This window comes from Reichenbachiella sp. MALMAid0571, from assembly GCF_040151475.1.
Taxonomy (GTDB): Bacteria; Bacteroidota; Bacteroidia; order Cytophagales; family Cyclobacteriaceae; genus CAXBNB01.
Genome location: NZ_JBDKWG010000150.1, coordinates 139,289 through 160,783 on the forward strand (window position 1 = coordinate 139,289; position 21,495 = coordinate 160,783).

Annotated in this window: 24 protein-coding genes; 19 read left to right on the plus strand and 5 right to left on the minus strand. The window is 37.2% G+C overall.

The window, feature by feature from the left end:
- Nucleotides 1-239 precede the first annotated feature (239 nt).
- Both AAOP42_RS21830 and AAOP42_RS21835 read left to right on the plus strand, forming a co-directional pair.
- On the plus strand, nt 240-1,352 hold the full coding sequence (locus AAOP42_RS21830; protein ID WP_349530716.1) for an SGNH/GDSL hydrolase family protein: 1,113 nt from the start codon (nt 240-242) through the stop codon (nt 1,350-1,352).
- A gap of 30 nt (nt 1,353-1,382) precedes the next feature.
- On the plus strand, nt 1,383-2,288 hold the full coding sequence (locus AAOP42_RS21835; RefSeq protein ID WP_349530717.1) for a GNAT family N-acetyltransferase: 906 nt from the start codon (nt 1,383-1,385) through the stop codon (nt 2,286-2,288).
- Nucleotides 2,289-2,546: 258 nt separating this feature from the next.
- Here the strand turns inward: AAOP42_RS21835 and AAOP42_RS21840 are convergent, their stop codons facing one another.
- Nucleotides 2,547-2,870 carry a Dabb family protein gene (locus tag AAOP42_RS21840; RefSeq protein WP_349530718.1) on the minus strand — a complete coding sequence of 108 codons (324 nt, stop codon included), beginning with the start codon at nt 2,868-2,870 and terminating at the stop codon, nt 2,547-2,549.
- A 216-nt stretch (nt 2,871-3,086) separates the two neighbouring features.
- On the opposite strand from AAOP42_RS21840, the gene AAOP42_RS21845 reads away from it, so the two are divergent.
- The 17 genes from AAOP42_RS21845 to AAOP42_RS21925 all read left to right on the plus strand — a co-directional run bounded on the left by AAOP42_RS21845 (nt 3,087) and on the right by AAOP42_RS21925 (nt 16,508).
- On the plus strand, nt 3,087-3,707 hold the full coding sequence (locus AAOP42_RS21845) for a hypothetical protein (protein ID WP_349530719.1): 621 nt from the start codon (nt 3,087-3,089) through the stop codon (nt 3,705-3,707).
- A gap of 210 nt (nt 3,708-3,917) precedes the next feature.
- Nucleotides 3,918-4,352 (plus strand): RrF2 family transcriptional regulator, encoded by a 435-nt coding sequence (locus AAOP42_RS21850; RefSeq protein ID WP_349530720.1) that lies wholly within the window; start codon nt 3,918-3,920, stop codon nt 4,350-4,352.
- Nucleotides 4,353-4,409: 57 nt separating this feature from the next.
- Nucleotides 4,410-4,799: a group III truncated hemoglobin gene (locus AAOP42_RS21855; RefSeq protein WP_349530721.1), complete on the plus strand. Its 390-nt coding sequence runs from the start codon at nt 4,410-4,412 to the stop codon at nt 4,797-4,799.
- Entirely contained in the window at nt 4,796-5,236 is a 441-nt protein-coding gene (locus tag AAOP42_RS21860; RefSeq protein ID WP_349530722.1) for a hypothetical protein, read from the plus strand. The genes AAOP42_RS21855 and AAOP42_RS21860 overlap by 4 nt, the downstream gene beginning before the upstream one ends.
- A 7-nt stretch (nt 5,237-5,243) precedes the next feature.
- The gene (gene ric / locus AAOP42_RS21865) at nt 5,244-5,996 is read left to right on the plus strand and encodes an iron-sulfur cluster repair di-iron protein (protein ID WP_349530723.1); all 753 of its coding nucleotides are present in this window, start codon (nt 5,244-5,246) and stop codon (nt 5,994-5,996) included.
- Nucleotides 5,966-6,283 carry a phosphoribosylpyrophosphate synthetase gene (locus AAOP42_RS21870; protein WP_349530724.1) on the plus strand — a complete coding sequence of 106 codons (318 nt, stop codon included), beginning with the start codon at nt 5,966-5,968 and terminating at the stop codon, nt 6,281-6,283. Before ric ends, AAOP42_RS21870 begins: the two co-directional genes overlap by 31 nt.
- Complete coding sequence (locus AAOP42_RS21875) at nt 6,283-6,753, plus strand: hemerythrin domain-containing protein (protein WP_349530725.1); 471 nt, start codon at nt 6,283-6,285, stop codon at nt 6,751-6,753. The genes AAOP42_RS21870 and AAOP42_RS21875 overlap by 1 nt, the downstream gene beginning before the upstream one ends.
- Nucleotides 6,754-6,875: 122 nt before the next feature.
- Nucleotides 6,876-7,553: an Ig-like domain-containing protein gene (locus AAOP42_RS21880; RefSeq protein WP_349530726.1), complete on the plus strand. Its 678-nt coding sequence runs from the start codon at nt 6,876-6,878 to the stop codon at nt 7,551-7,553.
- A gap of 7 nt (nt 7,554-7,560) precedes the next feature.
- Nucleotides 7,561-8,415 carry a hypothetical protein gene (locus tag AAOP42_RS21885; protein WP_349530727.1) on the plus strand — a complete coding sequence of 285 codons (855 nt, stop codon included), beginning with the start codon at nt 7,561-7,563 and terminating at the stop codon, nt 8,413-8,415.
- Between the two features lie 44 nt (nt 8,416-8,459).
- Nucleotides 8,460-8,852 carry a peptide-methionine (R)-S-oxide reductase MsrB gene (gene msrB / locus AAOP42_RS21890; protein ID WP_349530728.1) on the plus strand — a complete coding sequence of 131 codons (393 nt, stop codon included), beginning with the start codon at nt 8,460-8,462 and terminating at the stop codon, nt 8,850-8,852.
- A gap of 35 nt (nt 8,853-8,887) precedes the next feature.
- Nucleotides 8,888-9,787 (plus strand): hypothetical protein, encoded by a 900-nt coding sequence (locus tag AAOP42_RS21895; protein ID WP_349530729.1) that lies wholly within the window; start codon nt 8,888-8,890, stop codon nt 9,785-9,787.
- Nucleotides 9,788-9,973: 186 nt separating this feature from the next.
- The gene (gene lhgD / locus AAOP42_RS21900; RefSeq protein WP_349530730.1) at nt 9,974-11,170 is read left to right on the plus strand and encodes an L-2-hydroxyglutarate dehydrogenase; all 1,197 of its coding nucleotides are present in this window, start codon (nt 9,974-9,976) and stop codon (nt 11,168-11,170) included.
- Nucleotides 11,171-11,211: 41 nt separating this feature from the next.
- A complete protein-coding gene (gene moeB, locus AAOP42_RS21905; protein WP_349530731.1) occupies nt 11,212-12,351 on the plus strand; it encodes a molybdopterin-synthase adenylyltransferase MoeB in 1,140 nt (379 codons plus the stop codon).
- A 163-nt stretch (nt 12,352-12,514) separates the two neighbouring features.
- The gene (locus tag AAOP42_RS21910; RefSeq protein WP_349530732.1) at nt 12,515-13,951 is read left to right on the plus strand and encodes an arylsulfatase; all 1,437 of its coding nucleotides are present in this window, start codon (nt 12,515-12,517) and stop codon (nt 13,949-13,951) included.
- 26 nt (nt 13,952-13,977) lie between these two features.
- A complete protein-coding gene (locus tag AAOP42_RS21915) occupies nt 13,978-14,304 on the plus strand; it encodes a TraR/DksA family transcriptional regulator (RefSeq protein ID WP_349530733.1) in 327 nt (108 codons plus the stop codon).
- Nucleotides 14,305-14,332: 28 nt separating this feature from the next.
- Nucleotides 14,333-14,782, plus strand: a complete 450-nt coding sequence (gene bcp / locus AAOP42_RS21920) for a thioredoxin-dependent thiol peroxidase (RefSeq protein WP_349530734.1) — start codon at nt 14,333-14,335, stop codon at nt 14,780-14,782.
- Nucleotides 14,783-14,990: 208 nt separating this feature from the next.
- On the plus strand, nt 14,991-16,508 hold the full coding sequence (locus tag AAOP42_RS21925; protein WP_349530735.1) for a peptide MFS transporter: 1,518 nt from the start codon (nt 14,991-14,993) through the stop codon (nt 16,506-16,508).
- Nucleotides 16,509-16,602: 94 nt separating this feature from the next.
- On the opposite strand, the gene AAOP42_RS21930 is transcribed toward AAOP42_RS21925, so the two are convergent.
- From AAOP42_RS21930 to AAOP42_RS21945, 4 genes are read right to left on the minus strand one after another with little or no spacing between them, the layout of a single operon-like run.
- Nucleotides 16,603-16,788 (minus strand): YgaP family membrane protein, encoded by a 186-nt coding sequence (locus AAOP42_RS21930; protein WP_349530736.1) that lies wholly within the window; start codon nt 16,786-16,788, stop codon nt 16,603-16,605.
- Between the two features lie 17 nt (nt 16,789-16,805).
- Nucleotides 16,806-17,111 carry a hypothetical protein gene (locus AAOP42_RS21935; RefSeq protein ID WP_349530737.1) on the minus strand — a complete coding sequence of 102 codons (306 nt, stop codon included), beginning with the start codon at nt 17,109-17,111 and terminating at the stop codon, nt 16,806-16,808.
- Nucleotides 17,112-17,147: 36 nt separating this feature from the next.
- Nucleotides 17,148-20,408 (minus strand): efflux RND transporter permease subunit, encoded by a 3,261-nt coding sequence (locus AAOP42_RS21940; protein WP_349530738.1) that lies wholly within the window; start codon nt 20,406-20,408, stop codon nt 17,148-17,150.
- A 2-nt stretch (nt 20,409-20,410) separates the two neighbouring features.
- Nucleotides 20,411-21,487 carry an efflux RND transporter periplasmic adaptor subunit gene (locus AAOP42_RS21945; RefSeq protein ID WP_349530739.1) on the minus strand — a complete coding sequence of 359 codons (1,077 nt, stop codon included), beginning with the start codon at nt 21,485-21,487 and terminating at the stop codon, nt 20,411-20,413.
- Between the last annotated feature and the right edge of the window lie 8 nt (nt 21,488-21,495).

A 21,495-nucleotide genomic window follows, 5' to 3' on the forward strand; every position in this document is an offset into this window, starting at 1 on the left:
TTGAATCATGTGGAATAATTAATTAGTAAAAGAAAGTATAAATTGAATATTATGTTTCGATACATTGTATTTATATTTACGAATATTAACTTTTTTATTTGATCAATCTCTCAGTAAATACGTTATATTTATTTTCGTTTCAATTTTGATAGCACTTCTGAGTTGATTATAATCAATATTAAATAGCAAGAATTCGTCGAATGCAGTCTGATCAACATTTATCAAGGTAAATTATTAGTATGAAAAATTATTTAGTGGTAGTAGCAGTTTTGTTTGGGTTTTCTGCCCTTAGTCAAAGTCAGCAGCCAGAAGTGAAATTTGAATGGAGTGATATAAAAGATCTTGGAGTCAGGGGACAGGGATGGTTGGAGGACGAACTGTTTTACAATCGACTTCCTCACTATGCTAAAGGAAAAGTTACAGATGCTGTGTGGGGCTTAAGTGCGCATACTTCCGGTTTTTATGTCGAGTTTAAAACTAATGCTCCAACCATATCGGCTAAATGGACTTTAACCGGAGGGCATGTAAATAAAATGCCCCATTTTGCAAGTACAGGTGTTAGCGGTTTGGATTTATATACTAAAACTGCTAATGGACAATGGCATTGGGTGGGAGTTGGTAAACCTAATTCTTATCCTGATAATGAAGTAGTGCTTATTGACAATATGCCAACAGATGAGCATATTTTTCTATTGTATCTACCACTGTATAATGGTGTTTCCAGTGTGCAACTGGGAGTGCCTTCAGGCTTTAACCTTCAAAAGGTAACTGCTGTGGATAAAAAGCAAATTGTTTTTTATGGTACTTCCATTACTCAGGGTGGTTGTGCTTCCAGGCCGGGAATGTCCGCCACTGCCATTCTCAGTCGCCAGTTAAACTGTGAAGTGGTCAATTTAGGCTTTTCAGGGTCAGGAAAAATGGAACTGGAAATGGCCGAATTACTTGGGGAACTGAACCCTGAAATTTATTTTTTGGATTGTCTGCCAAATATGGATGCTGAAATGGTAGCTTCAAGAGTTGCTCCATTTGTGAAAACATTGCGAAAACTCAGGCCACATACTCCTATTGTGATGGCTGAAAACAGAATGTATGAAAATGCTTTTATGGATCAAAAGAGGTATGAGTCTGACCTAAACAAAACAAAAGAACTGCGTAAGGTTTATGAGACATTAATGCAAGAAGGTGTTCTTGGTTTGCATTACCTGATAGGCAAGGGGCAACTCGGATATGATGGTGAAAGTACGGTAGATGGCTCTCATCCTACTGACCTTGGTTTTATGCGACAGGCTGATTATTACAGACCAATTCTCGAAAGAATATTAGAACAACCTTACGTAACTAAAAGTAATTGAATGGTATATTTGATTTGAAATTCATAGTACATGACAAGTAAATCGGATAAAGTAGTAGTCAGACAAATGCATCCATCGGATGTGGAAACTGTGATGCAATTCAAGAATGCTGAAAATTGGAATCAGACTGAAAAGGACTGGTTGTTTCTTATGTCTCATAGCCCTGATAGCTGCTTGGTGGCATGCATCGATAATCAGGTAGTAGGCACTGTAACTGGCCTGAACTATGGCAACCAGTTGGCATGGGTAGGGATGATGCTGGTTTCCAGGGAGTTTAGAGGGCTTGGTGTGAGCAAAATATTGCTGAATACCCTCATTGAAAAACTCAAGGGTTGTAAATCTATCAAGCTTGATGCTGTTCCTACTGGAGTTCCCATTTACAAGAAATTAGGCTTTGTTGAAGAGTATGAGATTTGTAGAATGACCACAAGTCAAATGAAGCATATCAATACTGATTTTTACCATGGGGATCACCTAAGAAAGAAAAAAACAAAAGCTGTCATGACCATGCTGCCTATTACGGAAAGCAGTCTTGTAAAAGTGTCTCAAATTGATGAGAAATTGTATGGTGTCAATCGAATTGATCTGTTTAAATTTTTACTGAAAGAACAGAAGAGCAGTTGTTGGGAGATTCGTGAAGATGATTTTGTGAAGGGTTATGTTTTTGGACGAAGTGGCAGCAAATACCTACAGGTAGGTCCCGTGTTGGCTCATGGCGAGCACAACGTGAAAAACTTACTGATGCAGGTTTTCAAGTCATTTGCAGGCCGTCCACTTGTGGTAGATGTATTGATGCGTAAAAAGGAAATAATAGACTGGTTGATCTCTTTAGGATTTGAAGATCAAAGGAGGTTTGTAAGAATGTACTTGAATAGCAACAATCGTCCCGGAAATATTGACAATCAATATTTGATCAGTGGTCCGGAGTTAGGTTAGTTTGAAAAAGTTTTGAATTTCAAGAGGCTGTTTCAAAAGGGTTAAACAGTTGCCGGGCTCCTGATTGCCGTTAGGCAAGTTGTTCCGGCATCCCTTTGAAAACGCAGCAATAGCTGTTTCTAAGACAGATCCCAGAATACCTGTCTGACGACAGTCAGGAATCTGGGAATTATCTGACTTTTGAGACAGCCTCTTGAAATTTTATTGAAATAAATATTTAAGGCTTGAAGCCAGTGATATAAGAGAAATGTGAACTACTTATAAAGATTCTGAATCGTAGATCAGAACTTTTGTCCACAGTTCTTTACATTCGTCGATGAAAATTTGGTGTGCAGGTTCTATCTGATATTTATCATGCTCTTCTCTGGAGGGAAAAGTTACCATTAAAGAATAAGTGTATGAACTGTCGATCACATCTCTTTCAGCTACTGAAGGAGTACCAATATGCGATGCTTTTACATATTGTGAATCAGCTATGAATTGTTTTAATGAAGCTTCGAACTTTTGCTTGTCAGCACTACTTTCTGGATTTTTTAACCAAAAAAATACCGTATGCACGAAATCGTTTTTAATGTCACTCATGAATTTTGAATTGATTAATTTTTAAAACTGTAATAATAAATGATTTTCCAGAGAGCTGAATCAGATCAGTCTGTTTTATAATTGTTTTTATGCCAGAATATGCCAATAATGTGCGCTACCCTTTCCAAATATTCACATTAAATTAGACGTTCAGGTAGTACATTTAATTTTACACTGTTATCCGAAAGAATAAGAATTTATATAAAACCATTATCCATGAAATATTTATTTATCGTACTTTTTACATTACCAAGCCTCATTTTTGCTCAGTACAGGCCACAAACCTTTTTCAGAGAAGATTTTAAAGAAACCCCAGCAGAAATACCCGTAACGCAAGATCATATAGCCAACCCCGACCTTAAAATTTCTTTGTATGGGTCTGGTGCTGGTGTAATTAAGAAAAGCAACCATGACAAGCCAGCTGACGATCCTTTTTATATATGGTCAGGGCTTTGTGAAGGTAATTGGGCTGTTACCTTGAAACACGTATCCAAAAACGTCGATCTTTCCAAAAATGGAAAAATAAGATGGAGATCAAAACAATCGGGTTTCAGGCAATTGCGTTTAATACTGAAATTGTCTGACGGTTCATGGCTTGTTAGTGATTTGTCAGATGGGGCTTCCTTAGATTGGCGTATTTATGAATTCAATATTTCTGATATACGATGGATGTCATTGGATATAGACAAAGTATTGGAGAAAAAGTGGGTTGAAAATCCAGACCTAAGTAAAGTAGAAGAAATAGGATGGACAGATCTTATGATAGGTGGTGGATCTATTGCCTGCTCCAGGGTGGACTGGATAGAAGTGGATGGTTTTCCTATCAATAGAGATTGATGTGGTTTCTACAACAATTTGGATACTATCAAATTTGAAATAGTTTTTATATTTTGTTTATCAACCCACAATTCATAGTTATAAAACAACTTCCTTTTTTCCTGTCTATAATAATCATTGATGTTTATATATTTTTTATTGAATTTAATAAAAGATAAAATTGTCCTTTATTAAATCATTTACTAATTTTGCTTTAAAAATTAATTAAAGGTGTTTTCCAAAGCATGTGTATATGGCATTCGGGCTTCAATTTTCATAGCCAGCCAATCCTTAAAGCAAAATAGGGTGGGGCTAATATCTATTGCCGAAAACATTCAAACACCTGAAGCATTTACTGCCAAAATATTGCAACAACTGGTAAAGCATGGGATTGTAGATTCTGTTAAAGGACCTGCAGGAGGTTTTCAAATTGAAAAAAAGCGAATCAATGATATTAAAATTAGTGAAATCGTCGATTCTCTGGAAGGAAATGATATTTATCTGGCATGCGGGCTTGGATTGAAAAACTGTAATAGTTCAAAGCCTTGTCCATTACATGACAAGTTTGCAGCTATCCGAAACAACCTTAAGTATATGTTAGAGAGTACCAGTTTATATGAATTGGCTATGGGAGTTGATATTGAATCAACTTTTCTGAAAAGGTAAAAAAAATTTAACCAGATAAAGGATAATATTATCTTTTATTTGAAATATTATGGTAATATGAAAAATGATATTTTAAATATTGAAGATGTAAAATTACTTGTCAATCGCTTTTATACTAAAGTAAGAGAAGATGCTATGTTAGCAGACATCTTTAATCAAAGAATCGGTGATAAATGGTCTGAGCATTTAGAGAAAATGTACCGCTTTTGGCAAACAGTTTTACTTGAAGAACACACCTATTTTGGCAGCCCTTTTTTACCTCATGCCAATTTACCAGTTGAAAAGCAACATTTTGAACAGTGGCTCAATCTTTTTAACGAAACCGTCAATGAGCTTTTCTCCGGAACGAAAGCAGAAAGAGCAAAGTGGCAGGGAGAACGAATGGCTCAGATGTTTTTATCCAAAATTGAATATCACAGAAAACATTCTACAAAACCATTGTTATGACAACTGTAAGACATCCCATATCCCTTATCGCTGTATTCCTATGGATCGGATTTGTTTGTGCCATCAGCTTTATGGAAGCATGGCTGAAATTTCAGGCACCAGGAATTACGCTTTCTTTAGGCCTGGGTATTGGGCGTTTGGTGTTTGATGCACTCAATAAAATCGAATGGGTATTTGTATTTGCTGTTTTTCTAAGTTCTCTTATTTCAAAAGGGCAATTCTTTTCTGCAAAAAAGCTGTTTTATTATTTGCCAGTAATCATTCTTATTATACAAACTACATGGCTTTTACCTGCTCTTGATGCCAGGGCAGAGATGCATATTCAGGGCTTAGAGGTGCCTTCTTCAAATTTACATTTTTACTATGTGGCTCTGGAAGCCTTGAAGGTCATCAGCCTAATCATATTTGGTATTAATCAGTTTAAAATCATTAAATAAATATATCATGGAAGTTAAACAGAATCAAATCATAGGAGAGTTGGTAGCGCAGGATTACCGCATTGCTACTGTGTTCAAAAATCATAACATAGATTTTTGTTGCAAAGGCAATAGAACATTACATGAAGTATGTAAGGAAGAACAGATGGAACCTTCTGATCTTATCAACGAAATAGAAGCTATATTTAATAAAATAAAAGATACTTCTGCTGATTACAAAACCTGGCCTATTGATTTATTGGCAGACTATATAGAGAAAAAGCACCACCGTTATGTAGAAGATGCCATTGTGGAAATCAATCCGTATTTAGATAAAATAACTGAGGTACATGGTGAAACTCATCCTGAATTATTTGAAATAAAAGAACACTTTAAAGCAGCATCAGGTGAGTTGGCAGCACACATGAAGAAGGAGGAATTTATTCTTTTCCCTTATGTGAGAAAAATGGTAAAAACGCAACAAGATCATTCTTTGGTAGAAAGACCACATTTTGGAACGGTCCAAAATCCAATACAAATGATGATGCATGAACACGAAACTGAAGGGGATCGTTTCGGTCAAATTGCTAAGCTGAGCAACAATTACACTCCCCCTGAAGATGCTTGTAATACTTACATTGTGACTTTTGCTTTGCTCAAAGAATTTGAAGAAGACCTTCATTTGCATATACATCTGGAAAATAACATCTTGTTCCCTAAAGCCGTTGAATTAGAGAAAGAACTGAAATCATGGGACAACAAAAATATTACGACACAGTAAGTGAAGCGACAAAAGATCTGTCAAAACGAGGTTACACAGCAGATTTTAAAATTCTTGTTGAAGACGAGTGCTTAATTTGCAACAAATCTACAACGCAACTATCTCCTGATGAATTTGAAATTGATGAAGTACATCGTTTCGAAGGAGAAACTGACCCGGCAGATGAGATGATTGTTTATGCTATTTCTTCTACCAAACACGATATCAAAGGAGTGGTAATCAATGCCTACGGAGCGTATGCTGACACATCCACTTCTAAAATAATTGCACTTTTAAATAAGCATTAATGAAAAGAACTCCCATTAAAAGAAATGAGTACCTCAAACCCATAAGTAGGGAGCATCACCAAGGACTATTATTGTGTTGGAAAATTAGAACAGGTTTTGCCAAAAACGTAGAAGTGAGTCGAATAAAAAATTATGTAGATTGGTTTTATCAAGATCATTTGCTACCTCATTTCGACCTGGAGGAAAAGTATATTTTTACGATTCTTGAAGATGAAAATGAATTGGTAAGAAAAGCACTTTCCGACCATAGAAGACTAAAAAGGTTGTTTGAATCCCCAACAGATTTAGAAAAAAACCTTAGTTTGATCGAAGAAGAGCTGGAAAGTCATATTCGATTTGAAGAACGTATTTTATTCAACCAAATTCAAGAAATAGCATCAGACGAACAATTACAATCTCTAGAAGCGATTCATAATGAAAAAGGTTTTGTTGACAACACAGAAGATCCCTTTTGGTCAAAAGAGAACTAAAATTCCATCTTTTCCCTTTAACGCTATCTTTTCCAATTGTCTGACTCCTGACTATTGGGTAATCATAAATGGAACTAACTTTATAGGATAATCTGTTGTCAATACTCAAAATTCAATTGAGCATGAAAAAACTTATCTTATTATTTTTTGTAATCACATTGTGTAATTGTGTAGGTGAGGATATTTATGATGATTTTGTTGAGCAAAGAATTATTGTTTCCAACCCTATAAGCGACCTGAAAGTAGGTGACACCTATCAGTTCGGGTTTTCTTATTTCAATAATGTAGGAAAAAAAGAAGATGTGAATGTAAATTGGATGAGCTCCAATACTTCTGTTATTACTATAGACAATCAAGGTCTGGCAACAGCTGTTGCAGAAGGTACGACTAAGATCACCGTTTCATTAACACAAGATGAAAATATCAAGTATGAATTGTCTGTTAACTCAGGATCCGAGACTGTAATGATGGAAGATCCTACAGAAATAGTCGGAGTAATCAAATCCACCAGTTCCTACCAGTTGGAAGGAGATTTTACACTGGCAGATGCCGGACATGGATTAGAATTACGACTGGCAAGTAATTTCAAAGCTACAACCGCACTTCCAGGGTTGTATGTATATCTATCAAACAATCCAACATCGATCAGCAATGCTTATGAAATCGGAGCGGTTACTGTATTTTCTGGTGCAAATACAATGAGTATTGATGCTTCAATTGGTATTATGGATTACACCTATCTGTTGTATTTCTGTAAACCATATAATGTGAAGGTTGGACATGGTAAAATTTCTAATTGATCAAATCATGAAACAGGCACTAGTAATCATTTTATTTCTAACTACCACCAGTTATGTACATGCAGGTGGGGGTTGGGTCAATGGAAAAGGAAAAGGTTTTTTCAAACTCAGCGAGTGGTGGGTGGTAGCTGATGCACATTACACGGATACAGGTGAAATAGATCCCAATGTCACCATCGGCTTATTCAATACAACGCTATATGGAGAATATGGACTCTCAGACAAGTTTGATGTAATTCTTAATTTTCCCGTATTTAGCAGATCATACTCAAATTTGATAAGATCGAAAACTACAGGGGATGTCATTGCTCCCGGTCAATCGGTCAATTCCCTTGGAGATGCAGAATTGGGAATGAAGTATGGATGGATAAGGAACAAAGCTGTTGTTGTCAGCTCCACTATTTATTTTGGGCTGCCTTTGGGAAATGACATGGGGGGAGATAATGGAACACTACAAACCGGAGACGGGGAGTTTAATCAACGTATTTCATTGGATATAAGTACCTCAGCTCCAGTAGGTAATGTGAATACATTTTATTCTGTTAATCTGGGCTTAAATAACAGAACCCGGGGTTTTTCAGATGAGTTTCGATATGGCCTGGAAACAGGATTGATTGTTGACAAAAAAGTAATAGGAATTTTCAGGTTGCAGGGTTTGAAGTCTTTTAAAAATTCTTCTTTTACCGAAACCAATGGCGCGACTTTGTTTGCAAGCGATACTGAATACTTGTCTTACACCTTCGAACTTGGCTATGAGATTAAAGAAAGATATGGTATATCTGCCAATATGGGAAAAGCCTTTTCGGGCAATTTAATTTTTGCTAACCCTTCTTATTCTATTGGCGTTCATGTTAAAATATAAGTAGTGGAAATTCATTAAATTGAATAAAATTTTAAGGTTTCGTTATGGGAAAAGTATTAAAAACAGAGTCGGAGTGGAAAGAAAAACTGACCGATGAAGAATACTATATTTTGAGAGAAAAAGGTACTGAACGTGCTTTTACGGGAAAATATTGGGATCATAAGGAAAAAGGCATATACAACTGCAAGGCGTGTGGGGAGCCGCTGTTTCTCTCTGATTCTAAGTTTGACTCTGGGTGTGGCTGGCCAAGTTTTTTCGAACCCTCAGACAAGACGAAGATAGCAGAGCACGTGGATAAATCCCACGGGATGTACCGTACTGAGGTAACCTGCAAAAATTGTGGCGGTCATCTGGGACATGTATTTACCGATGGCCCTCGACCTACTGGGTTGAGGTATTGCATCAACAGTGCTTCTATTGATTTCGGTAAAAAATAAACTTTGGTCCAATTGTTAAACGCAATTCACACAGCTTGATATTTAGGCCAAATAATATTGAACAAGAAATACTTGATGAGCTCAATGAGGCTGATCTGACCAAACACCTGAAAAATTACTGTCTGTTTTTGGATTCATTAATAAACCTAAACGAAACATTAACGGAATCAAAATTGAAAATTCCTTTGTGGCAGATATATAGTGAAACTCTTACAATTAAATTCATATTGCATAGCAACTCATTGTACCAACTTTTCTTAGCTCATCCATTGAGGTCACAACAAATGAAGAAAGACTTGAGATTTTTGGACATATCATCAATTCTGGTACTTTCAAGAACGCTACTTGAGAATTTTCTTACTCATTGGCATATATATATTAATCCAATATCTATTGAAGAACAAGAGTTTAGATTTAATGTCTGGGTATATTCGTCTCTAATAGACAGAAAAAAGAATAGAGGTATTCGTCGAATTTTGACTGAAGAACTACGTTTAAGAGAGGAAAAAGAAATTCAAGAGTATGAATATAAGCTTATTAATTCGAAATTTCTTAAGGAACTAACACCAAAACAACAAAATCAGCTTTTGAAGAAAGGAAATACTAGATTATTCAAAGATTGGAGAACTATAATTGATGAATGCGAATTCGCTGATGCAAAAACTTGGAAAGAGCATTATGGATATTTATCTGGTTTTACACATTCTGAAGGGATAAGTGCTGCAAAGATTCGATTCAACTATAACAATAACCCAGATGAAGTCAATAATGAGGCAATCCTATGCTGTTACATGATAAAGATGCTAATGGCAAAGTTTATCATGGAACTGGTTTCCAAGTACAAAATCATTGAAATAAAATTCAACACCTTTCCTCTTGAAATTAGAGAAGCAATCAAAATTTACTCAATTATAGCATCAAATAAAAAAGTCTAATAGGATCTATGAACGCATTAGAGTTCAGTGGAAATTAAACCTTTCTTCATATTTGTAATTACGTTGTGTTTGAAGAATATTACTTATAACTAAGTTCTAGACGAGACCAAAAATTAGTTTAATTCGAACAATATTATGACCATCCGTTTGTTTACTATATTCGCACATTGAAAAAAAGGCATATCAATGGCGAAAGATGTAATCATAATTGGTGCAGGAATAGTAGGGTTGGCTACTGCATGGAAAATCAAATCCAATGCACCTAATACCGAGATCCTCATAATTGAAAAGGAAAAAGAACCTGCTGTCCATCAAACTGGTCATAACAGTGGAGTCATTCATTCAGGCCTGTATTACAAACCCGGAAGCCTGAAAGCCAGAAATTGCATTGAAGGCTATAATCAAATGATAGCGTTTTGTCAGGAAGAGGGAGTTGATTTTGACTTGTGTGGCAAAATAGTAGTCGCAACCGAACAACATGAATTACCGCTTTTGGATACCCTTTATGAAAGAGGTGTGCAAAATGGACTTCAAAATCTAAAATACATTTCTTCTGATGAACTCAAAGAATGTGAACCCCATGTAGCGGGACTCAAAGGCATACATGTACCACAAACGGGTATTATCGACTACAAACAAGTAACAAAGAAGCTTGAAGAAAAACTTCTTCAGTCGGGTTGCGAAATAGTATATAATCAACAAGTTATAAAAATAGAATCAGACTCTACTTGCCGAACTGTTATCACTGCCTCTGGAGAACATCAAACTACCTTGGTAGTGAACTGTGCAGGGTTATATTCTGATAAAGTGGCTAACCTGACACCAGCAAAATCTGACCTTAAGATCATTCCATTTAGAGGAGAATATTATAAGTTGAAGGAGGGAAGTGAACATTTGGTAAAAAACCTGATATATCCCGTACCTGATCCCAATTTCCCGTTTTTGGGAGTTCATTTTACCCGAATGATGAAAGGTGGAGTAGAAGCAGGACCAAATGCGGTCTTGGCGTTTCAGCGTGAAGGATATAAAAAATCAGACATCAATCTGGCAGAACTGTTCGAAACATTGACCTGGCCCGGATTTCAAAAGGTGGCCATGAAATATTGGAAAACAGGTTTTGGTGAAATGTATAGATCCTTTTCAAAAGCTGCTTTTACCAAAGCATTGCAAAAGCTGATTCCGGAAATCAAAGAATCAGATTTGGAACCGGGTGGGGCAGGAGTACGTGCACAGGCATGTGATAGAAACGGCGGACTATTGGATGATTTTAGTATTCAGGAGAATGAACATTTTGTAAATGTATGCAATGCTCCATCTCCAGCAGCCACTTCTTCTCTGGCGATCGGTACGTCGATTTCCAATATAGTATTAAAGAAATTGTAAGTAAGCATTGCAATGCATGCTGATCAATTTAAATTTACAATATGTCTGAAACTACTTTTTCCAAACAAGAACTAGAGCGCTACAGTCGTCATTTGATCATCCCTGAGTTTAACATTGAAGGGCAAACGAAGCTCAAAGAAGCTAAAATATTGGTAGTTGGAACAGGAGGGTTAGGAAGTCCTTTGTTGCTGTATTTAGTAGCTGCCGGAGTTGGCAACATCGGCCTCATAGACTTTGATGTAGTGGATGAATCCAATTTGCAACGTCAGGTGCTTTTCTCAGTAGAGGATGTAGGGAAATCAAAAGTAGAAGCAGCAAAAGCAAGACTTGAAGGTTTAAATCCGCATATCAATTTTACTACCTACAATGCCAAACTGACTTCTGACAATGCACTTGATATCATTAAGAAATATGATATAGTTGCAGATGGCACAGACAATTTCCCGACCAGGTACCTCGTAAATGACGCTTGTGTGATATTAGGTAAAACTAATATTTATGCTTCCATTTTTAGGTTTGAGGGGCAAGTTTCGGTTTTTAACTATCAGGATGACAAGGGTGAATTTGGCCCTAATTACAGAGATATTTTTCCTACTCCACCACCTCCCGGAATGGTGCCGAGTTGTGCAGAAGGCGGGGTTTTGGGAGTGCTTCCCGGTATTATCGGTTCTCTGCAAGCCAATGAAGTGATCAAAGTAATTACCGGAATAGGAGAACCTTTATCAGGAAGACTATTTTTGTTTGATGCCCTTGCTTTTGATACCAGAGTAATGAAAATTAGAAAAAATCCTGACACTCCTAAGATAGAAAAATTGATTGATTATGAATATTTTTGTGGCTTTGGAGAATCAAAACAAGAAGAAATGGTAAAAGAAATATCTGTAGAAGAACTGAAAGCACTTCAGGACAGTGGAGAAGACTTTCAATTGATAGATGTAAGAGAAGAGTATGAGAATGAAATAGCGAGTTTGGGTGGAGAACTAATTCCTTTAAACACTGTTGAAGACAATGTTGATAAAATACGAACCGATGTAAAAGTTGTGGTTCATTGCAGGAGTGGTGCAAGGAGTGCTACAGCCATTAAAATTCTTGAGCAGTACGATCTGGACAACTTGTACAACCTTGCTGGTGGTATTTTGGCGTGGGCTGATAAAATTGATCCTGATATGGCAAAGTATTGATTTCTACTAAAATAGATAGATCACGAAAAAACCGGGGGAGTTATCTTCTTCGGTTTTTTGTTTTTAGTGTAAAAAATCATCTTTCTCGGAATAACATTGGCAATACCTTCTCATAAATAATCCTAATTCCTTATTTTGGCTAAATATTAACCATTTAAAAAGTATGCAATACAGAAGTACAATTTTATTAGCTCTGGCAGTTCTATTAGTACTGGGGTGCAAAGAGCCAAAGAAACCACAGGTTGAAACATCCGATTTGCCAAACATTATATACATATTGGCAGACGACCTGGGCTATGGCGATTTGAGCTGTTTGGGACAGACAAAATTCAGCACACCAAATATTGATTTGCTGGCCGAAAATGGAATGCTTTTCACCCAACATTATTCCGGATCTACAGTGTGTGCTCCATCTCGAAGTACTTTGATGACAGGCCTTCATACCGGGCACACTGCCATCAGAGGCAATAAAGAAGTGAAACCTGAAGGGCAGCATCCTATGCCAACCAGTTTTGTTACCGTAGCTGAGATGCTAAAAGAAAAGGGTTATGCTACCGGGGCTTTTGGTAAATGGGGATTGGGTTATCCAGGGTCTGAAGGAGATCCCAATCGTCAGGGGTTTGATACATTCTATGGCTATAATTGCCAGAGAATAGGACATAATTACTATCCTTTCCACCTCTGGGATAATGATAAAAAGGTAATTCTTGCTGAAAATGAAGGAGAAAATGAAGGTACTTATGCTCCCAATCTCATCCACCAAAAGACATTGGAGTTTATTGAGAAAAATAAAAACAAACCCTTTTTTGCTTATGTGCCAAGTATTATTCCTCATGCTGAACTCAAAGTGCCTGAAAGCTACATGACTGATTTTAGAGGAAAACTTGTGCCTGAGAAAAATTATAAGGGATGCGACCCAGGTTGCAATAGATATAAAACAGGTGGTTATGGTTCACAGTCAGATTCTCATGCGGCATTTGCAGGTATGATCACACTGCTGGACGAGCAAGTAGGAGAAATAGTAGCTAAGGTGAAAGAATTAGGATTAGAGAAAAATACTATTATTATGTTTTCTTCCGATAATGGGCCTCATCAGGAAGGCGGAGCTGATCCGGATTACTTTGACAGTAATTCTATTTACAGAGGTTATAAGAGAGACTTATATGAGGGTGGTATTCGAGTACCTTTTGTAGTCCAATGGCCGGGAAAAATCAAAGCAGGAACGAAGAATGATCACATTTCAGCATTTTGGGATGTACTGCCAACCTTAGCAGATATCGCCGAAACCAAGCCAGCTACTAAAATTGATGGAATCTCATTTTTACCCACTCTTTTAGGAAAAGAACAGCCAGAGCATGACTATATGTATTGGGAATTTCACGAAAGAGGTGGGAGACGAGCTATAAGAAAAGACAACTGGAAAGTAGTGTTGTATGATGTCAAAACCAAAAATCCAAAGCCATCAGAACTATATAACCTAAGTACTGATCCTTCAGAACAGAACGATATTGCCAGCGAACATCCCGAAATTGTTGAAGAATTGGTTGCACTACTATCCAACAGGACAGCATCCCCTGTAGATGTCTGGAATTTTAACTAAATCAAACTTGCAGTTGAACTGATCGAATGGAATTAAATAAGGATGAGATAAGATTGAAAATTGAGGAAGAAATCCTAAAGACCGAAAGAAGTATTAGAGATTTAATAGAATTGACTCAACCTGTTTCACCTGAAAATGCCATAGGACGGATCAGTAGGATGGATGCCATCAACAATAAAACAATCAATGATGCATCACTTTTAAAATCTAAGGAGAAGCTCAAAAACCTGAAAATAGCTTTAGAAAAGTTAGACACACCCGATTTTGGAATATGCATAAAATGTAAAGGAAATATCCCGATTGGTAGAATAATGCTCATGCCACATGCCAACAAATGTGTCAAGTGCGCATGATTTTTTGAATTTAAATAAAAACAATAATATGAAATTGAAAGCAGGAGATAAGGCTCCAGAATTTGAAGGAGTAGATCAGGATGGAAAACCAATTAAATTGACAGATTTTCAGGGTAAGAAACTAGTGTTGTACTTTTATCCCAAAGACAATACTCCGGGGTGTACAGCAGAATCTTGCGATTTGAGAGACAACTATAACCGACTTTTGGAATTGGGTTATGAAGTAGTAGGAATAAGTTCTGATAGTGAAAAATCTCATAAAAAATTCATTGAAAAATATGAGCTTCCTTTTCGGTTGATAGCTGATACAGACAAATCAATCCATGAACAGTTTGGAACATGGGCTGAAAAATCTATGTATGGACGAAAATATATGGGAACGGTGCGTACCACCTTTATCATCGATGAAAAAGGAATCCTGGAAGAGATTATTGAGAAGGTAAAAACCAAAGACCACACGGCTCAGATTTTAACATAAATATCTGATCAAACAAATTGCCTATAAACTGAATCCCTTTACATTCAACATCATTTTTGCCCATTATTTTGTAAGGTTCTTTGACCATTTATGTATTTAAACAACCAATTTTTATGTATTTGATATATTCTTCTTATTTTGCCAGTTGGTTAACCCCTAAACAAAACATTGAAACCACAACATTTAAACATTAACCTTTAGATAGAACATGGAAGAAAGAGAAGAATTATTCGGGCATCCCAAAGGGCTCTACATTTTATTTATGGTGGAGATATGGGAACGTTTCAGTTATTATGGAATGCGTGCCCTATTGGCATTATTTGTAGCAGCTCCACTGGTTGGTATTAATCCCGGATATGGTTGGGACAATGAGCGAACTTTGGCATTTTATGGTTGGTACACAATGCTTGTTTATCTTTCTTCAATTCCCGGAGGAATCTTGGCCGATAAATATATCGGTCAAAAGAAATCGGTAATGATTGGAGGCTTACTTTTAGTGATTGGTCATTCAATTTTAGCTGTTGATGCGCAATGGGCTTTTTTTACAGGTTTGGCATTTATTATAGTAGGAGTTGGTGGGCTTAAAGCAAACATTTCTTCCATGGTAGGTGGACTTTATAAGCAGGGAGATTCCAGGCGTGATAAAGGATTTTACATATTCTATATTGGCATCAATATCGGTGCTTTTTTTGGATCATTGGCCACTGGGTATATGGCTGTAAAATATGGTTGGCATTATGGATTTGGTTTGGCAGGATTAGGAATGATTCTGGGGCAAATAGTATTTATGTGGGGAGGAAAGTACTTAAAAGGGATAGGGGAAGCTCCTGCTATTAGTACTAAAGAAGATTCTGAAACAACAAGCTTTGGGGAATTGCTTTCCAATTTGATGAAAAGCCCGAAGCAACTTGGAATTACACTGATTTTGATGGTACTAAGTGTTTTCTTAGCAATGACTTACGCATCCGGCATTGAAAAATATGCCTATTCGTTGCTCGGAATATTCCTTTCATGGGTATTTGGCTTTATGACCATGATCTATAATGATATAGATGAAGTAGAAAAGGACAAATTTTCTGTTTTGCTTTTATCTTTTTTGATCGTCATTGTATTCTTAGGTGCTTTTGAGCAGGCTGGTGGATTGATGAACCTGTACACTCAGCAGAAAACAAATCGCATGATAGAATTTTTGAATTTTGAAGTACCTTCGGCATGGTTTCAATCTATCAATGCATTTTTCATTATCACATTAGGAACCGCTATTGCATCCTTTTGGATTTGGTGGCAAAAAATAGGAAAGGAATATTCTTCTATATTTAGAATGGCAGTTGGAGTAATAATCACTGGTTTGGGATTCGGATTTATGTCTATGGCTTCATTGGAATATTCAGCCAGTGGGAGTTCCGCAATGTTATGGTTGGTACTGGCTTATTTTCTACATACCGTAGGGGAGTTATGTACATTTCCCGTAGCACTTTCATTTATCACGAAAGTAGCACCTGTTAAATACGTTTCTATCATGATGGGTGTTTTTTGGGCAGCAACCGGCTTGGGAAACAAAGTAGCCGGGTTAATTGGTGAATTTTCTCAGCAAGCAGGAGAGTTTGAGATATTTACTGGCATACTGGTGTTTTGTGCATTTTTCGGAATTTTGGTGATCCTGCTGTTGAAACCACTGAAAAGGTTGACCCACGGGGCTGATGAAGTTTCCTATGATGCTCATTAAAATACTCCTTTATTTTCTATAAAGAGGTTGAATACCAAAAATCCCTGCGTTAATCATTACGCAGGGAAGTCGTTTGGGTAAACATTGAATAATGCTATTTTTCAACTCCGCTTTTTCTGAGGATGTCATCCAACAAACACCATCTGCTCAGAGAAGATTGAAATAGATTGATACCTACAAATGCTGTGAGTATGTACCAATATTCATTTACAAAATATCCCAAAGCCAGTCCGATTAAGACCATGCTGCCGGCAGCACCTCTTATTATTCTCTCTCTCATTTTATTATATATTTAGATTAAACAAATTTTTCAACAGGCATTTGGAAAGCGTGAAATGGCCTGATTCTGTTCTTGCTTAAATTCAGTTTATTAATATCTTTCAAAATAGCGTCCGCATCTTTTGTGTGTACAAAAGTGAAAAACATTACTGAAAAATCAGACTCTTTGTGATTTCCAAACCAGTTGGACATATCTGCCACGTTTTCTTCTGTTTTAAATCCTTCAATATCTACTTTACTGAATATTGGGATTTTCATCTCCTTGAAGACTTTGTTCAGTTCTCCCTGGATTTCTTTAATGCCTAATACTATGATCAATTTCATTTTTTTAGATGTTAAATGTTCAAAAGTTAAAACAGTCTATACTTCATCGGTTTCTGGTTGTTCCGGAGCATTACCTTCTTTGTTATCAGTAATGAGCTCAAGTATTTCTACTACTGGTTCATATTTTTTTCTTTCTGTCATATAATAGATTAGCGGTACGATGATCAATGTAAGAAATGTGGAAGCAATAGATCCGCCCATAAGCGAAATGGCCAGGCCTTGAAAAATAGGATCAAAAAGAATGACTATTGCACCGATAACCACAGTGCCAGCTGTGAGCAATATTGGCGTGGTACGCACAGCACCTGCTTCTATTACAGCTTGTCCAATCGGTATTCCATCTTTCAATCTCAGGTTGATAAAGTCAATCAAGAGAATAGAGTTGCGAACCATTATTCCTGCCAGTGCAATCATTCCTATCATGGAGGTGGCAGTAAAGAATGCCCCAAAAATCCAGTGACCGACCAAGATGCCAACAAGCGAAAGTGGAATAGCCACCATCATGACAAAAGGCACTTTGAAGTCCTGAAACCATCCAATGATCAATAAATAAATGATTACCAGTACAACAGCAAATGCACCACCAAGGTCTCTGAAGACTTCATAAGTGATTTGCCATTCCCCGTCCCATTTTACACTAAAGTCCTGTTCCATAAAAGGCTGAGCTGTATAGTATTCTTTAAGTTCATAGCCAGATGGGATTTCAATTTCTCCAAGGCGTTCTGAAGCATCCAATATGGCATATACCGGACTTTCAAGTTTACCAGCCACATCGGCGGTAACATAGGTTACCCTTTTCTGGTTTTTCCTGAAAATACTTTTATCATGAAGGCCTTTTTCTACTTTTATAATATCTCCTAGTGCTACCATGTCACCTTTCTGTGATTTAACATGAATTTTTTTCAGGTCATGCACTGTAGCCCTAGTGGACTCTTTGAGCCTTAAATTGATGGGAGTAGGGGACACTTCCACATCATTGTGCAAATAGGATACAGTTGATCCTTCCAGAGATGTTTGGAGCACTCCGGCAACCTGTTGTGGAGATACATGAGCCAACATTGCCCGCTCTTTATCTACCTCAAAATTGTATTCCACCTGATCGTCTTCAACCATCCAGTCAACATCCACAACATCATCTACTTCAGAAAGTATTTTCATTACTTGCTTCGCAACTTTTTCCTGACCTTCCGGACTATTTCCATAGATTTCTGCAATAATTGTGGAGATCACCGGAGGGCCTGGTGGAACTTCCACTACTTTGACATTGGCATTGTATTTTTTGGCAATATTCTGAATGTCAGGCCTCAACCTTTTGGCTATATCATGGCTTTGTTCAGACCTTTCTTTTTTAGGTAATAAATTGACCTGGATGTCGGCCATGTTTCCGGATTTTCTTAAATCATAGTGACGAACCAACCCGTTAAAATTAATGGGTGAAGAAGTGCCTACGTAAGTTTGGTATTGAGTGATTTCAGGCTGTTTTTTTAAGTAAGCCGCAATCTCTTTAGCAACCACCGATGTACGTTCCAATGTGGTGCCTTCAGGCATGTCTATCACTACCTGGAATTCATTTTTGTTGTCGAAAGGCAACATTTTTACCGCTACCAATTTAAAGTACAATAATGTGAATGAAGCAAAAAGAAGTACAGTAATGGAACCTATAAATGTCCATCGTTTCCAGGTTGATTTCAGCATAGGCTGCATTAACCGATTATAAGTCCTGTATATCCAGGTTTCTTCCAATACAAATTCTTTATCGTGACTTTTATCATTCTGCAATAAATAATAAGCCAGATAAGGTGTGATTATCAGAGCTACCAAAAGAGAGAAAAACATAGCCAAAGAGGCACCTATAGGCATGGGGCTCATGTATGGCCCCATCAACCCTGATACGAATATCATAGGGAGTACTGCAGCTATTACCGTGAAAGTGGCAAGAATTGTAGGGTTTCCAACTTCATTAATCGACGCTATGGCTGCTTGTAAGAACGGCATCTTTTTCATTTTAAAATGCCGGTGCATGTTTTCTGCTATGATGATAGAATCATCGACAACTATACCCGTTACAAACACAAGAGCAAATAAGGTGATACGGTTCAATGTGTATCCGAACAGGTAATAAACAAACAAAGTCAAAGCAAAAGTGACTGGTACCGAAAGAAACACAACCAATCCACCTCTCCATCCCATAGAGAGTGCAACCACTATGGTTACTGCGAATATTGCTGATGCCAAATGGATCAATAATTCCTTTACTTTATGTGATGCAGTCTCACCATAATTTCTTGTCACCTCAATTTTCACATCTGAGGGTATCAGATCCTTTCGCAGCATTTCTATTTTTCTCAAAATAGTGTCTGCTACATTCATGGCATCAGCACCCTTTCTTTTAGCTACAGATATTGTCACTGCAGGAAATTCACCTTCAGGATTCCCTGTTTCTTTAGCTTCTCGTTTACTGTACCCAAAAGCAACATATTCCGATGGTATTTGTGGGCCATCCACTATGGTGGACACTTGTCTCAGGTATAATGGTGTTGAATTAACAACTCCTACCACCAAATTTTTTATTTCCTCTGCATTTTTTAGGAAATTTCCTGTTTCAATAAGAAATTCCTTATCGTTGTTTTTTAACGAGCCAGCCTGAACTTGCTGATTAGCTTCCAAAATGGTATTTTGGATTATATTGGGATCTAAGCCGTAGGCTGCCATTTTCTCCTGATCAAGAAGTATTTGCACCTGTCTGCTTCTTCCACCATAGATTTTAGTTTCACTTACTTCCTCAACTTTTTCTATTTCCAATGTAAGTTCCTCTGCAAGTCTTTTCAACTCAAAGTCGCTGTGTGTTTCACTCCACAGGGTAAGCCCCAATGCCGGTACATCATCAATTGATCGGGTTTTGATCAAAGGGAAACTTACTCCAATTGGAGCTTTATCCATGTTTTTTCGCACTTCGTTGTACAACTTTACTATGCTGCGTTCTATGTCTTCCCCTACGTAATACCTCACTACAATGAAGGCCATACCTTCCATAGATTGTGAATAAACATATTCTACACCTTGTATATTGGATAGATATGCTTCCATTGGTTTTACAACTCTGGATTCTATTTCTACGGCACTCGCCCCGGGATATTTGATAAAAATATCAGCAATGGGCACGTCTATCTGCGGCTCTTCTTCTTTTGGTGTCAATGTGGCACTGTAGATACCTACGGCCATAAAAGCCACCATTAAAAGAGGGGTAAGTTTAGAATTAATGAATTGTCTGGCAATATTTCCTGCTATTCCACTCATGGTTATATACTCTTGGTTATTTCAACTTTTGCGCCATCTGTTAATTTCGATTCAGAAGACAGAATGAATTGTTCACCTGCTTCGAGACCTGAAAGCACTTCCACACCTTCCGGATATTCTTTTCCCAATCTTATCCATCGCAACATGGCTTCTCCTTGTTGGTTTACTGTATAAATGCCGGACAATTGCCCTCTTTGAAATAGGGCATGCTGAGGTACAATTATTTTTCGTTCTGTATTTTTTAACAAGTTCACCCGTGCAAACATTCCCGGTTTCAGGTCTTTATTGTTTTCTTTTAATTGAACAATTACTCGATATTGTGTCCCTGAGAATGAAGTAGAAGGAACTATATATTCTACAAATCCTTCTAGAGGCTTTTTGCCAATATCATTGATTTCTATTTGAACAGAATCACCTTGATTGAATAAGCCAATTTCGAATTCTGGCACTGTGATTTCAATTTTCAGGTTATCCAATGATTCTAACATAATCAATGGGTTGCCCGGAGTAGCCATTGTTCCTTTGTTGACAAATTTTTGAGAAACAAATCCATTGATTGGAGATTTAAGGTTCGTATATCTCAAAAGTTCATTGATTTCTTTGATTGACTGATTTACAGATTCGGTTCTTGCCTTGCCTATTTCCTGCGCCGTACTAATGTCATCAAATTCCTTTTGTGTGGCACTGCCTTTATCATAAAGCCTTTTGATGCGTTCATAATTCTTTTGTGTATTGCTCAGTGCAGCCTCAGCTTCTGTAAGGGAAGCCTTTGCAGCGTCTAATTGTGATGAGATGTCATTGCTTCTTATTTTTAAAAGCAATTGTCCCTTTTTCACCGTTTCTCCATTGTCCACATAAACTTGCTCCACCTGTCCAATTACCTTGGTACTCAATGTCAATTTATCGTCAGCTTTTACTTTTCCTGGAAACTGGAACTGACCACTTTTTTCAAACGGAGCGACCTTTTGAACCATTACTTTAAGTGGATTTACTACCTCTTCTTTGTTTTCACCAGGCTTGCAGGAAGATAATCCTAAAACTATTGTGAGTATCCAAATTGATATTTTTAACTTTTTCATAATCTTTT

What these genes read in the sequence shown, in the direction of transcription:
- AAOP42_RS21830 (WP_349530716.1), top strand. Translation starts at nt 240, where the DNA reads ATGAAAAATTATTTAGTGGTAGTAGCAGTTTTGTTTGGGTTTTCTGCC.
- AAOP42_RS21835 (WP_349530717.1), top strand. Translation starts at nt 1,383, where the DNA reads ATGACAAGTAAATCGGATAAAGTAGTAGTCAGACAAATGCATCCATCG.
- AAOP42_RS21840 (WP_349530718.1), bottom strand. Translation starts at nt 2,870, where the DNA reads ATGAGTGACATTAAAAACGATTTCGTGCATACGGTATTTTTTTGGTTA.
- AAOP42_RS21845 (WP_349530719.1), top strand. Translation starts at nt 3,087, where the DNA reads ATGAAATATTTATTTATCGTACTTTTTACATTACCAAGCCTCATTTTT.
- AAOP42_RS21855 (WP_349530721.1), top strand. Translation starts at nt 4,410, where the DNA reads ATGAAAAATGATATTTTAAATATTGAAGATGTAAAATTACTTGTCAAT.
- AAOP42_RS21860 (WP_349530722.1), top strand. Translation starts at nt 4,796, where the DNA reads ATGACAACTGTAAGACATCCCATATCCCTTATCGCTGTATTCCTATGG.
- ric (WP_349530723.1), top strand. Translation starts at nt 5,244, where the DNA reads ATGGAAGTTAAACAGAATCAAATCATAGGAGAGTTGGTAGCGCAGGAT.
- AAOP42_RS21870 (WP_349530724.1), top strand. Translation starts at nt 5,966, where the DNA reads ATGGGACAACAAAAATATTACGACACAGTAAGTGAAGCGACAAAAGAT.
- AAOP42_RS21875 (WP_349530725.1), top strand. Translation starts at nt 6,283, where the DNA reads ATGAAAAGAACTCCCATTAAAAGAAATGAGTACCTCAAACCCATAAGT.
- AAOP42_RS21880 (WP_349530726.1), top strand. Translation starts at nt 6,876, where the DNA reads ATGAAAAAACTTATCTTATTATTTTTTGTAATCACATTGTGTAATTGT.
- AAOP42_RS21885 (WP_349530727.1), top strand. Translation starts at nt 7,561, where the DNA reads ATGAAACAGGCACTAGTAATCATTTTATTTCTAACTACCACCAGTTAT.
- msrB (WP_349530728.1), top strand. Translation starts at nt 8,460, where the DNA reads ATGGGAAAAGTATTAAAAACAGAGTCGGAGTGGAAAGAAAAACTGACC.
- lhgD (WP_349530730.1), top strand. Translation starts at nt 9,974, where the DNA reads ATGGCGAAAGATGTAATCATAATTGGTGCAGGAATAGTAGGGTTGGCT.
- moeB (WP_349530731.1), top strand. Translation starts at nt 11,212, where the DNA reads ATGTCTGAAACTACTTTTTCCAAACAAGAACTAGAGCGCTACAGTCGT.
- AAOP42_RS21910 (WP_349530732.1), top strand. Translation starts at nt 12,515, where the DNA reads ATGCAATACAGAAGTACAATTTTATTAGCTCTGGCAGTTCTATTAGTA.
- AAOP42_RS21915 (WP_349530733.1), top strand. Translation starts at nt 13,978, where the DNA reads ATGGAATTAAATAAGGATGAGATAAGATTGAAAATTGAGGAAGAAATC.
- bcp (WP_349530734.1), top strand. Translation starts at nt 14,333, where the DNA reads ATGAAATTGAAAGCAGGAGATAAGGCTCCAGAATTTGAAGGAGTAGAT.
- AAOP42_RS21925 (WP_349530735.1), top strand. Translation starts at nt 14,991, where the DNA reads ATGGAAGAAAGAGAAGAATTATTCGGGCATCCCAAAGGGCTCTACATT.
- AAOP42_RS21930 (WP_349530736.1), bottom strand. Translation starts at nt 16,788, where the DNA reads ATGAGAGAGAGAATAATAAGAGGTGCTGCCGGCAGCATGGTCTTAATC.
- AAOP42_RS21935 (WP_349530737.1), bottom strand. Translation starts at nt 17,111, where the DNA reads ATGAAATTGATCATAGTATTAGGCATTAAAGAAATCCAGGGAGAACTG.
- AAOP42_RS21940 (WP_349530738.1), bottom strand. Translation starts at nt 20,408, where the DNA reads ATGAGTGGAATAGCAGGAAATATTGCCAGACAATTCATTAATTCTAAA.
- AAOP42_RS21945 (WP_349530739.1), bottom strand. Translation starts at nt 21,487, where the DNA reads ATGAAAAAGTTAAAAATATCAATTTGGATACTCACAATAGTTTTAGGA.